Annotated in this window: 10 protein-coding genes; 8 read left to right on the plus strand and 2 right to left on the minus strand. The window is 60.6% G+C overall.

The window, feature by feature from the left end; translation table 11 throughout:
• The first annotated feature begins 18 nt into the window (after positions 1-18).
• The 5 genes from PP1Y_RS04235 to PP1Y_RS04255 are packed head-to-tail and all read left to right on the plus strand — an operon-like array spanning position 19 to position 6,773.
• Complete coding sequence (locus PP1Y_RS04235; protein ID WP_013836849.1) at positions 19-696, plus strand: GntR family transcriptional regulator; 678 nt, start codon at positions 19-21, stop codon at positions 694-696.
• A complete protein-coding gene (locus tag PP1Y_RS04240; protein ID WP_013836850.1) occupies positions 696-1,625 on the plus strand; it encodes a hydroxymethylglutaryl-CoA lyase in 930 nt (309 codons plus the stop codon). Before PP1Y_RS04235 ends, PP1Y_RS04240 begins: the two co-directional genes overlap by 1 nt.
• On the plus strand, positions 1,625-3,673 hold the full coding sequence (locus PP1Y_RS04245) for a hydantoinase/oxoprolinase family protein (RefSeq protein ID WP_013836851.1): 2,049 nt from the start codon (positions 1,625-1,627) through the stop codon (positions 3,671-3,673). The genes PP1Y_RS04240 and PP1Y_RS04245 overlap by 1 nt, the downstream gene beginning before the upstream one ends.
• Positions 3,674-3,684: 11 nt before the next feature.
• On the plus strand, positions 3,685-5,580 hold the full coding sequence (locus tag PP1Y_RS04250; RefSeq protein ID WP_013836852.1) for a hydantoinase B/oxoprolinase family protein: 1,896 nt from the start codon (positions 3,685-3,687) through the stop codon (positions 5,578-5,580).
• Positions 5,577-6,773 (plus strand): CaiB/BaiF CoA-transferase family protein, encoded by a 1,197-nt coding sequence (locus tag PP1Y_RS04255; RefSeq protein ID WP_013836853.1) that lies wholly within the window; start codon positions 5,577-5,579, stop codon positions 6,771-6,773. The genes PP1Y_RS04250 and PP1Y_RS04255 overlap by 4 nt, the downstream gene beginning before the upstream one ends.
• Before the next feature lie 108 nt (positions 6,774-6,881).
• Here PP1Y_RS04255 and PP1Y_RS04260 read toward each other — a convergent pair whose 3' ends face one another.
• Together PP1Y_RS04260 and PP1Y_RS04275 are read right to left on the minus strand one after the other, a co-directional pair.
• A complete protein-coding gene (locus PP1Y_RS04260; protein ID WP_148274828.1) occupies positions 6,882-7,310 on the minus strand; it encodes a DUF4168 domain-containing protein in 429 nt (142 codons plus the stop codon).
• Positions 7,311-8,364: 1,054 nt separating this feature from the next.
• Entirely contained in the window at positions 8,365-8,931 is a 567-nt protein-coding gene (locus PP1Y_RS04275; RefSeq protein ID WP_013836855.1) for a DUF1993 family protein, read from the minus strand.
• A gap of 274 nt (positions 8,932-9,205) precedes the next feature.
• Between PP1Y_RS04275 and PP1Y_RS04280 the strand changes: the two genes are divergently transcribed.
• The 3 genes from PP1Y_RS04280 (at position 9,206) to PP1Y_RS04290 (ending at position 12,640) form a co-directional block, all read left to right on the plus strand.
• Complete coding sequence (locus PP1Y_RS04280; RefSeq protein ID WP_013836856.1) at positions 9,206-9,793, plus strand: TMEM175 family protein; 588 nt, start codon at positions 9,206-9,208, stop codon at positions 9,791-9,793.
• A gap of 1,232 nt (positions 9,794-11,025) precedes the next feature.
• Entirely contained in the window at positions 11,026-11,697 is a 672-nt protein-coding gene (locus PP1Y_RS04285; protein WP_013836857.1) for a hydrolase, read from the plus strand.
• 106 nt (positions 11,698-11,803) lie between these two features.
• Positions 11,804-12,640, plus strand: a complete 837-nt coding sequence (locus PP1Y_RS04290) for an alpha/beta fold hydrolase (RefSeq protein WP_013836858.1) — start codon at positions 11,804-11,806, stop codon at positions 12,638-12,640.
• Positions 12,641-12,700 lie beyond the last annotated feature (60 nt).

Here is a 12,700-nt window from a genome sequence, read left to right on the forward strand (position 1 = left end):
AGTGATTTGGGAGTCTGCATGTCACGCGCCTCGGACCGGGCATACGCACAAGTCCGCGAAATGATCCTATCCGGCGAGCTTCCTTCGGGCGCGCATCTCGTCGAGGAGGTTCTGGCGGAGCGTTGCGGCGTGTCGCGAACCCCTGTTCGAGAGGCCCTGCGGCGGCTGGAGGCAGAGCTTCTCGTCAAGCGCAGCGCCACCCAGCGCATGTACGTCGCGGACTGGTCTCTGGACGATGTAGCCGAAGCTTTCGACTTGCGCGCGGTCCTCGAAAGCATGGTTGCGCGGCGCGCTGCCGAGCGAATCGATTCGCAGACGTTGGAGCAGCTTCGTGCTTGCAATTTCGCGATTAAAGCGGCGATCTGCGCGAAGAAGCCCGATGTCGGGGGATTCCTTGACGGTAATCGGGAGTTCCATGCGATCATACTCAAGACGGCCGATTCGCCCCGTCTGGCGGCCCTGCTCGGTACGCTGATCGAGCAGCCGGTGGTGTGGCGCACGGCGCACCATTACGGGCGCGAGGAATTGATGCGCTCGCACCACGAACATGACGAGTTAATCGCGGCATTCGAAAGAGCGGATGGGGGCTGGGCAGAGGCCATCATGGCGGCTCATGTGCGGCGCGCCTTCCATGCCTACGCCGATGCCCACAAGGGCGCGCTGTTGGCCGATGCTCTGGAAGAGGCTGCTGAGTGATGTATACAAAATCGATTGAAATGGTCGAAGTCGGTCCGCGAGACGGACTCCAGAACGAGAAGCTGCAGGTCTCTGCTGCGGACAAGCTGGCGCTGATCGATCGGGCCATTGCCGCCGGTTCGCGCCGTATCGAGGCGACCAGCTTCGTCAACCCGCGCGCCGTGCCCCAGATGGCCGATGCGGAGGAGGTTTGCGCCGGCTTGCCGCAGCGTGACGATGTGACATACATCGGGCTGGTCATGAACCGGCGCGGTGCCGATCGGGCCATTGCCACGGGCCGGATCGACCAGCTCGGTGCGGTCGCCGTGGCGACAGACCGGTTCGCCATGGCGAACCAGGGGCAGACCAGCGACGGTTCGGTCGAGGCATGCCGAACCATCATCGCTGCGGCGAAGGCGGCCGGCCTGACCGGTCAGGCCACGATCGCTGCCAGTTTCGGTTGTCCGTTCGAAGGCGAGGTTGCTGAAGATCGCGTGGTCGCCATGGCGCAGGCCATTGCCGAGGCGAACCCGACGGAAATTTGCCTGGCGGACACCATCGGAGTGGCCAATCCGGCACATGTCGCACGGCTTGTGGGACGAATTGGCAAGCTTGTCGATCCCCTCCCGGTGCGCGTTCATTTCCACAATACCCGCGGCACTGGCCTTGCCAATGTCTGGGCCGCCATCGAGGCAGGCGCCGGTATCGTCGATGCATCGATCGGTGGACTGGGCGGATGCCCTTTCGCACCCGGCGCGGCCGGTAACGTTGCGACCGAGGATGTCGTCTATATGCTCGAAAGGGCGGGGATTTCGACAGGTCTGGATCTCGAAGCACTGATCGAGACCAACGGATGGCTGGCCTCTGTCATGGAAAAGCAGCTCCCAGCCATGGTCGCCAAGGCGCGGCTCTTTCCCCCGCGTGATCAACAACCCAAGGAGCTTGCCTGATGCGTTATCGGCTGGGCGTCGATGTTGGCGGAACCTTTACCGACTTGCTTCTGTTCGACAACGAAACGGGCAATTTCTGGCGGCACAAGACGCCATCGACACCCAGCGACAGCTCGGAAGGCATCCTCACCGGTGTGGATGCAATTACCCGTGCGGCCAATGTCGATCCCGGTCAGATCGAATACTTCCTGCATGGTACGACCGTGGCCACGAATGCCGTGCTGGAAGGTAAGGGCGCGCGCGTCGGTCTCATCACAACCGATGGCTTTCGCGACATCATGCAGATCGGGCGCAGTTTCGTGCCCGGGGGTCTGGCAGCCTGGATAGTCTGGCCCAAGCCGCAGCCTCTCGCCTCTCTCGAGGATACCGTGACCGTCAAGGGACGCATGGACGCGGACGGCAAGGAGATCAGGCCGCTCGACGAAACCGAGATCCGCGAGAAGCTGGCGGGCTTGCGTGATGACGGGGTGGAGGCGATAACCGTCAGCCTGATCAATGCCTACGTCAATGGCGCCCATGAGACGCGGATCGGTGAGATTGCGCGTGAAATGATGCCCGACATTCCGATCTCGCTCAGCCATGAAGTGTTGCCCGAGATGCAGGAGTACGAACGGACCCTGACGACAGTTGCCAACGCTTCGGTCCGGCCGGTCGTGGGCAAGTACGTCTCCAGTCTGCGCGACAAGCTCTCGCTCGCCAAGGTGAAGGGGAAGCTGTCCCTGCTGCGCTCCGACGGCGGATTGATGAGTTCGCAAAAGGCGGAAGAGGAGCCGGTCAATATCCTCATGTCGGGGCCGGCCGGGGGCGTGACGGGTGCGCTCTGGGTCGCGAAGAATGCGGGTCTGAAGAATATCCTCACGCTCGATGTCGGGGGGACCTCGACCGATGTGGCGCTGGTCGAGAACCTCGAGCCGCGACGCGTGCGCACGACCGAGGTGGGGCACTTGTCGGTGCGGGCATCCTCGCTGGACGTGAAAACGGTTGGCGCAGGCGGTGGATCGATCGCCTATGTCCCAGAACTGACCGGAGCGCTGCGCGTGGGTCCGCAATCGGCCGGCGCGATGCCCGGGCCGGTCGCCTATGGCAAGGGCGGAGTGCAGCCGACCGTCACCGACGCCAATGTCGTGCTCGGTTATTTGCCGGAGGACCTGCTGGGCGGATCGTTCAAGCTTGACCGGGCAGGTGCGAAGGCTGCGGTGCAGACAATTGCCGATGCCCTTGGCATCGAGCTGATGGACGCGGCGCGCGGCATCATCGACATCGTCAACGAGAATATGTTCGGCGCACTGCGCATGATCAGCGTGCAGCAGGGCTACGACCCGCGCCACTTTGCGCTGATGGGCTTCGGCGGTGCCGGGCCGCTCCATGTCAATGCCGTGGCGAAGCTGATGGGAAGCTGGCCTGCGGTCTCTCCCGTCTCTCCGGGCGTCCTGTGCGCTCTGGGCGATGCCACGACTCGAATGCGGACCGAAACGGCCCGCAGTTTCAGTCGCCTCGCCGGTGACACCGATATTGAGGAGCTGGTGACCATACTCGATGAGATGGCCGTCCAGACCCGTTCCGAGCTGATCGAGGACGGCATTCCCGAAGGCGAGATCTCAAGCGCTTTTGAAGTCGATGTCCGCTATGCCGGGCAGGCCTTCGAAGTGCCGCTTACTATCGATCAGGCCACGCTGCGTTCGGAAGGGATCGAAGGGATCCTCAAGCGCTTCGATGAGGAGCATCATCGCCTTTTCACCTTCAACATGGATACCCCGCAGGAGATCGTGAACCTGCGCGCGGTCGCCCTGGGTGAAGCGCCGCAATTGCCGGCTGCCGAATTGCCCGAAGGCAATGGCAATCCCGAAGCGGCGAAAATCCGCGATCACACACTGTGGATGGACGGACGCGAGCAGAAGGCGGCCATCTACGACCGCGCGCGCCTGCATCAGGGGGATACGATTCCCGGTCCCGCCATTGTCACGGAAATGGATTCGACCACGCTGATTGAAAGCGGCTGCGTTGGCGTGATCGACGCTGTCGGCAACATCCTGATCAATCCCGCCTGAGGAGTGAACCTATGCCTGCCAGGATCATCCAGGAAAACCCGAGGGCCTTCGATAGCGTCGCAATCGACCCGGTGACGCTGGACATCATCGAGAACGCGCTTCGCAACGCGCGCATTGAAATGGACGCAACCCTCGTGCGCACGGCCATGTCGCCAGGCATACGCGAGCAGGGCGATGCGTTCCCGCTGATCGCGGACCCTGACGGCAAGATGATCGTCGGCCAGTTCGGCAGCTTCATCGACGGTTTCCTCAAGTCCTATGACGGAACGCTGGAAGACGGCGACATGATCTTCCTGTCCGATCCCTACAGTTGCGATGGCGCCATCAGTCATTCGAACGACTGGCTTGTCCTTCTGCCGGTATTCAAGGACGGGCGCCTGTTGGCCTGGACGGCGATGTTCGGGCACCAGTCGGACATCGGCGGGAAAGTGGTGGGCTCGATGCCGATCGATGCCGGCTCCATTTTCGAGGAAGGCGTGCGCATTCCTCCGGTGAAGATCTGGCGCAAGGGCGAATACAACGAGGACCTGGTGAAGCTGGTGATGCACCAGACCCGCAAGCCGGACTGGTGCCAGGCAGATCTCAATGCGATCATCGCCTCATGCCGAGTGGCCGCGCGGCGGGTCGCCGAAATTGCCGACCGCTTTGGGGACGATGTGTTCATCTCGGCAACCCAGGACCTGCTCAAGCGTAACCACAGGGCGATGAAGGCGCTGATATCGCAGGCGGTGGCCGAGGAACCAGTCAGCTTCGAGGATTATGTCTGCGACGACGGTCTGGGATATGGCCCCTATCGGATCAGGTGCACCATGTGGCGCGAGGGAGACAAGGTCGTCCTCGATTTCGAGGGCACCGATCCGCAAAGCGCAGCCTCGATCAATTTCTATCTCAATGAAAACATGTTCAAGATGTTCTTCGGCATCTACATGATCATGGTCTTCGATCCGCAGATCCTGTTCAACGACGGGTTCTACGATCTCATCGAAGTCCGCATTCCCGAAGGTTCCTTGCTGAAGCCGAAATTTCCCGCAGCCCTGTCGGGTCGCACCCATGCGCTCGGGCGGATTTTCGACATTCTCGGTGGATTGCTGGGGCAAAAGACCCCGGAATTCCTCAATGCCGCGGGTTTCAGCTCGTCCCCGCACCTGTTCTATTCGGGCTGGGACAATCGGCCGGGGCGGGGCGGGGAATGGTTCCAGCTGTTCCAGATCGGCTTCGGGGGCATCCCCGGCAGGCCGCTCGGCGATGGACCGGACGGACATTCGCTTTGGCCGGGGTTTACCAACGTGCCGAACGAGTTCCTCGAGCGCTATTTCCCCCTGCGCATCGAACGGTACGAAACCGAGCCAGACAGCGGTGGCGCTGGTCTGCATCGCGGTGGTAACGGCATCCACATGACATACCGATTCCTTGCCGATGGCCAGATTGCCATCCATGACGATCGCTGGTTCGTCCCGCCATGGGGCGTCAATGACGGCCAGCCGGGCAAGCGCGCCCGCAAGATACTCGAACGCGCCGACGGGAGCACCGAGATCATCGGTAACAAGGTCGATGAAGTGAAAGTGCAGGCAGGAGACCAGCTCCATTTCATAACCTGGGGCGGCGGCGGCTGGGGCGATCCGCTTGAACGCGATCCCGCGGTTGTCGCACGCGAAATCCGCGAAGGTCTGGTGAGCATGCAAGGCGCGCGCGCCTATGGCGTCGTGGCCAGCGCGGCGGGTGAGATCGACGCCGAAGCGACGGCGAACTTGCGCGATACGATGCGCAGCGAGCGCGGGTCGGGCCGGATATTCAATTTCGGCCCTTCGATCGAGGAACTTCGACAGCACTGCAAGCAGGAAACGGGCCTCGATGCGCCGGTTCAACCGGTGTGGCCTAACTGCACCATGCCGGAGGCGAGGCAATGATAGCGGGCAATTCCGGCTCCATTGCCGGTATTCGCGTGGTCGAGCTGGGCCAGCTTCTGGCGGGACCGTTCTGCGGCCAGCTCCTGGGCGACCTTGGTGCCGACGTCATCAAGGTCGAGCCGCCGGGCAAGGGCGATCCTATGCGCGAATGGGGGCAGGGCGAAGAAAAGGTCCAGTGGGAAGTCATTGCCCGCAACAAGCGCTCGGTGACTTGCAACCTGCGTGTTCCTGAAGGACAGGCGTTGGCGCGCAGGCTGATTCTGACCGCTGACGTTCTGGTCGAGAACTTCAAGCCCGGGACGCTCGAAAAATGGGGGCTGGCACCCGAAGACCTCCTCAAGGAAAAGCCGGGACTGATCATCGCGCGCATGTCAGGTTACGGGCAGGATGGTCCCTATTCCGATCGCGCCGGATTCGGCGGAGTCGGTGAGGCGATGGGCGGCTGGCGTTACGTCGTGGGTGAGCCGGACCGGCCCCCTTCGCGCATGGGCATCTCCATTGGCGATACACTTTGCGCGACTTACGGGTGCATGGGCATTCTCGCTGCGCTGCATCACCGTGAACGGACCGGCGAGGGCCAGGTCATCGATACCGCTCTATACGAAGCGGTACTGCAGGTGATGGAAGGACTGGTCGCCGAATATGACTACAACGGGATTGTCCGCGAACGCTCAGGCTCGATCCTGCCCGGTATTGCACCTTCCAACGTCTACACGTGCAAGGATGGGCCGTTCATGATCGGCGCGAACAAGGATGCAATCTTCGTACGGCTCGCCAAGGCGATGGGGCGACCGGAACTCGCCGAGGACGAAAGGTACGCCACGCACCTGGCGCGCGGCAGAAACCAGACGGAGCTGGACAACCTGATCAACGCGTGGACGTCCCGCCATACTATCGAAGAAGTCGATGCGCTGATGATCGAGCATTCTATCCCGGCGGGCCGCGTGTATACCGCTGCCGATATGCTCGAAGATCCGCATTTCGCAGCGCGTAAGGCAATCGTGGAAGTGGAGACGCAGGAACGCGGCAAGATCCGAATGCAGAATGCGTTTCCGAAGTTTTCGAAAACGCCTTCATCGATACGTCGACCTGCACCAGCCCATCCGGGGCAGGACAATGAAGAAATCTACGGCGCGCTTCTGGGGATGGAGCCCGATGAAATTGCAAGGCTCGCCACAGAAGGTGTCGTCTAAGGACCCAACTGCATTCTTCCGCGCTATCCCGACCTTTCGGCCCAGATTACGCTGAAGATTGCATTCCGGGATGCGATGCTATGCGCATCCCGGAAGTCCCCAACAAGGTCAGGGTGTGCCCGAAGTGGGGCCGTTGGCAGCGGCTGACTGGATGCGCTGCATGAGCGCGGGGTCGGACTGCGATGCCATTGCAATTTCGTTGAACTTCTGCGGACTCAAGCCCGTTTCCTGCACGGCTGCGGCGGCCTTGGATTGCTTGTCCTTTGCGGCGATGCTGGCATCGGCCTGAATGTCGTGAACCGCCTTTGCCGCCTCGGCAAACTGCGCGAGTTCGGTATCGCTGAACGAACCGGCTGCTTGTGCTGGAGCGCCCGCGGGAGGCTGGGCCTCAGTGGATGGCTGCTGCGCCGGCGCCGCCGGACCCGACATCTGCGACTGTGCATCGCCGGCGCCGGGCACTTGCGCCTGGGCATATCCCGCCGTCATCGTTAGGGCGCCGATAGTCGCGCAAATCCCATATCGTGTGCTGAACTTCATGTGGCTCTCCCTTTGGCTGTGAGCTGCATGAGCGAAACTCGAAACGATGGCGCAAATCGTCAATCATCGCCGCGGTGTATGGTGTTTGGGTCGAGGCGGGTCGCGGGTTCGGAGCGATAAATACGATGAATACATTCGCGGGAATGAAGATTCCATCCGTGAATGTCATTGATCATCGGTGATTATGGAAACCGAGGTGCAAATGTTCGGCATGCCGTGTGCGTGATATCGCCGGCCTTCGGACGAATTCACCTGCGCAGGGACCAGCAGGCGCGGGGCATCGTCGAGGCCGCGCACGGCAAGTTCAGGTTCGGTTCCAAACGTGGCAATGCTGCAGCGACCTGCCAACGCGTTGCCGACGAAAGCAATCCGTCGGCTGGAAGGCGAAAGACTGTCCTAGAGCCGCTCTTTGGGTCTGCGTGTGGTGGCCAGGACCGGCGATGCCTCGACCGGTGGGAGCCCAACCGGGTGCTTCGGTTTGGATGCCTTGGGTTTCCGGATTTCTCGGTTGCTGCGCTTTTGCGATTTCGCCATGTCAGAATGCTTCCTGTTTGGTGCCCGGTTCGGGCAGTCGTTAAACCGTAGGGATGGTGGTGATTGCTGCAGGCATCGCCTGCAGCTCCGGCCAGAAAAATGGGTGATGGGGCTAGGGGGACGACCGGAATCTGGCCTTCAGATCGGCGAGATGCTCTTGGCCTGCAGCGATGTCGCGGGCGCTTTCCGTCCGGCATGGACGCATCATGGCCAGTTGCTTATCTTTGAATGCTTCATTGAGACACACAACCTGCCCTCCTGCGTCAAGCGGGGGCACATTTTATCCCTCAGCCGCGAGGGACTCGGTTCCGATGCCTCGCGATGCGGCGGCAATAGCACCGATTGAAGAATACCTTGCATCAATTCGCTGAGCGGTCAGCCGAAAGCAGCCTCAAACGATGACCAGAACGTCCACTCCCGCAGATTGCGGCCGTTGCGCGGTGGCCGGGGGGAACGGCAGGCAGGGAAAAGAACTCACGATACCTTGAAAGTACGAATATTCGACGAGGCTTGCCCCAGGTCAATGAGAGGGAATTGTGCCCGGTCGCAGACAAGCGAACATATGCGTGACGTAGTCTGCCTTGCCGAGATTGACGCCGGCGCTGCGCAGGATCGAATAGGCGATCATCAGGTGAAAATAGAACTGCGGCAAGGTCCAGTCCCTGGCATACTGCTCCGCCGTCAGATCGAAAATCATGCCGTTCGGCAATGCATGTGCTATCGCTTGGTGGGACGAGAGGTCCAAGGCCCCCGGGCCAACGCCGTCGAGCATTTCGATGGTTTCGCGGATTCTGGCCTGCGCATCGGCTAGCGATCCGGGCTGCTCGGTCGCAGCGCGCCCTTCGTCCAGTAGGATCGCGACGGATGCGGGAAATTCCTCGCCCTTGAGGCGGCAAATGCCCTCGTAAGCCTGCACGCAGGCAAACCGGACTTGTGTGGACAAAGGAAACATGTCGTCAGCAAGTCGCGCAGCAAGCAGGGCTTCCGCCTGGTCGGCGGGCAATTCTGTGCGGGCCTTGTCAATCCATCCGGATAGCGCGTTCAGCATTTGCTTGTACGTGGGGACCAATAAGTCGGTCAAAGACATGAAACCACCTTTGCTATGGGCGCAGGTGCACTCCCGGCGCGCAGCGGTTGGATAGGCATGTTGAGCCGGACTTTCCACAACATACTGGCTCGGGACAAGGCTGCGCTGAAGGAGACCGCTTCCAGCCATCAACTATAGGCTGAGGGGAGCGAGATGCCGTGTCCGACGGGCGGGCACGGGGTGAGACTGTGCGACATTCGGGACGGGGATATGAGTTTGAGACGTCGGAAAAGTCGCCTATCATTCAGCCAGATCAGCAGCGGCAAGGCAAGACATGGAAAAGAACCGGCTTGAAGCATTCAGCGATGGTGTTCTCGCAATTATCATTACTATAATGGTTTTGGAACTAAAGGTGCCGCATCGCGCCGATCTCGCTGCACTCGCCGAATTGTGGCCAGTGTTTCTCAGCTATGTTCTGAGCTTCATTTATGTCGGTATCTACTGGAACAACCATCATCATCTGATGCAGGTGGCCGAGAAGGTTGACGGGGCCGTGCTTTGGGCAAATCTTCACTTGTTGTTCTGGCTGTCGCTGCTGCCGTTCACTACTGGCTGGATAGGGGAAAATCATTTCGACCGTTGGCCAGTCACACTTTATGGCCTCAATCTCTTGCTTGCGGCAATAGCCTACAAGATCTTCCAGGGTCGGCTCATTCGTATTGCGGGTAAAGATAGCCGTATCGCGCAGGCGGTGGGAAGCGACGCCAAGGGTTGGCTTTCGCCCTTGTTCTATTTCCTCGGCATTGCTTTTGCCGTGAGTTTTCGGCCTTGGATCGGCATGGCATTCTTCATTGCGCTCGCGCTCCTGTGGTTTGTGCCTGACAGGCGGATGGAAAGGGCGGTCGTCGAGGGGCGGCAATAGGAGGAGTGGACCGGTATTGACGGTGCTCCGTGGTATTGCGTGTCTTCAGTTTTTCCTGCGGTTGAATGTGCTTCGAGGAGGGCCTTAAGTAATCGCATGTCGTGCCGGCGTTTGCGTCGCACAGGGCAGGCATCGGCAAAGCTGGCCCTTTTCTGGTCGTGGATTGCGGCACGGCATTGCTCACCACCTCGACCATTTCCGATCATATCCGGGAGGATTTCGGGATCTCGTCGTTTTCCGATGCCTCTATCCGGAAAATACGAGAAAACAACACTACCGATATAAGGTTCAATGCAGTCGTGAAGACCGAAGTGCCGGGATTCACTCCTCATTATAGCTGATGCAATTGTAGATTGCCTGAAACACGCTGTGTTCGCCCCGTCATAAGTCAGGGGCTTTGAGCGTGGTCGATACCGGATGTAACGGTCTGGAGCATTCGGCGGCCATCGCAGCAGGCCGCGGCAGCGGGATTGGCCGGGTTGACACGCTTCTTCGCTGGTTCGCGGGGCTTCCCGGAATTTAACTGGCGCAGAAGCCTCTTAATAATTCTTCACAAGCGTTCACTCACGTTTCGGCACGCAGTGCGTCATTGTCATTACAGCAGGCCCGAACGCTTTAGGCCCTTGGAGAGCTGGAATGACCTCTTTCCCAAATATCGCTGCGCCAGACAAGCAGATCGTTCTCTCCCTGGGCCGCGGACTGTCGGTCCTCGGCACGTATATGCAGTCATTCCTCGACCGGCAGATCGAATCCACGCGTGCCTTGCTCGTCTTGCAGACCCTGTCCCGACTCGGGTCGGGAGGGGGCGGCCCCCCTCGACACAATTTCCACGATTGCGGCGCTCGCCCTGATCGTCGATTCCCTTCGCCCGCGTGCGAAGTTGACCGCGGCGGGAACCCGTGAATGCTGATGAGCGCCGGTTTGCTGCCGTTTTTCAGGAGTACTGGCTCTTCGTCCGGCTTTACTGCCAGTATTCATGCGCGGCTGTGCCTTGGTCTTGCGAGCCTATCGGAGATCATTTCCGATGTGGGCACAAGTGTTCTATAAGGAAGCACCGGATGCGTTGCTGCCCCCGGGAGCCCCCGTCTCCAAAAATACCGCTGTTTTTGTCCGCCTGCACTGAAATGGTTTTGTTCTATTTGGTAGAACAAAATGGACCGATTTATGTGAATTTTTCGAAATTCTGCTTCCGTCTAACCCTTTTCTCACCACGCAACGACAGGACCTGACCCATGACCTCAACTGCAATCCCGACCGCTACTGCCACGCCAGGCAAGTCTCTCATCTCGCCTCAGAACCATGCGCTCGTCCTGATCGACTTCCAGTCGCAGATGGCATTCGCCAGCAAGTCGATCGCGCCTGAGCTGCTTCGCAACAATGCCGCGCTGATCGCAAACGGTGCCAGGTCGTTCGACGTGCCTACCATTCTCACCACGGTTGCAGAGAAGAGCTTCTCGGGCCCGATGTTCGACGAAATCACCGAAGCCTTTGCCGGCCAGGCGATGCTCGACCGCACGAGCATGAACACCTGGGAAGACGAAGCTGTCATCGCCGAGATCAACCGTCTGGCCAAGAAGCGCCTCGTATTCGCCGGCTTGTGGACGTCTGTCTGCATCGTCGGACCCGTCGCCTCGGCCATCGATCAGGGCTTCGAAGCCTATGTCATCACCGATGCCTGCGGTGACATCTCGCCCGAGGCGCATGAACGGGCTGTGGAACGCATGATCCAGCTCGGTGCCGTACCGATGACCTCGCTTCAGTACGTGCTCGAACTGCAGCGCGACTGGGCCCGGACCGAAACTTACGACAGCACGACGGGCATCGCAGCCAAATGGGGCGGCGCCTACGGCCTTGGCATCAAGTATGCCAAGACCATGTTCGGCGCTTCCGAAGGCGCGCACTGAGGTCATTTCGGGACCGGCGGGCCAAGCCCCCTTGCCGCTGGCCGTCGGTCCCCGCCCATTCACTTCCAGCCAAGCACTCTCTCCCTCGCACCAAAGGATCAGCATCATGGCTTATGTTACCACCAAGGACGGCACCCAGATCTTCTACAAGGACTGGGGCCCGAAAGATGCCCAGCCGATCGTATTTCACCACGGCTGGCCACTCTCTTCGGATGACTGGGACACGCAGATGCTCTACTTCCTTTCCAAGGGCTTCAGGGTCGTTGCCCATGACCGTCGTGGACATGGCCGCTCCACGCAGGTCAGCGAAGGCCATGACATGGACCACTACGCCGCCGACGCCGCAGCCGTGATGGAGCACCTGGACTTGCGCAACGCGGTCCACATCGGCCATTCGACCGGCGGCGGCGAAGTGGCAGCTTATGTCGCGCGCCATGGCATCCCCCAGGGCCGCGTTGCCAAGGCCGTGCTGGTCAGCGCCGTGCCCCCGATCATGCTCAAGACCGATCGCTATCCCGGCGGTCTTCCGATAGACGTGTTCGACGGCCTTCGCGCCGGGCTTGCCGCCAACCGGGCGCAGTTCTTCCGCGATGTCGCATCAGGTCCGTTCTACGGCTTCAACCGCGAAGGCGCGAACGTGCAGGAAGCGGTGATCGACAACTGGTGGCGCCAGGGCATGATGGGCAGCGCCAAGGCGCATTACGACGGTATCAAGGCCTTCTCGGAAACCGACCAGACAGACGACCTCAAGGCGATCACTATTCCCACTCTCGTCCTCCACGGCGATGACGATCAGGTCGTGCCTTACAGGAACGCTGGCGTACTGCAGGCTGAAATCCTGCCGAACGCTTCGCTCAAGATCTACGAGGGCTTCTCGCACGGCATGCTCACCGTGAACGCCGAGACCATCAATCCCGATCTGCTCGCCTTCGTAAAGGCCTGATCCGAACGCCTTCCCTCCGGCTTTTCCGGCATTTGCGGACCCCCGTGCGCGCTTGCCGGT

Source organism: Novosphingobium sp. PP1Y (assembly GCF_000253255.1).
Classification (GTDB): domain Bacteria; phylum Pseudomonadota; class Alphaproteobacteria; order Sphingomonadales; family Sphingomonadaceae; genus Novosphingobium.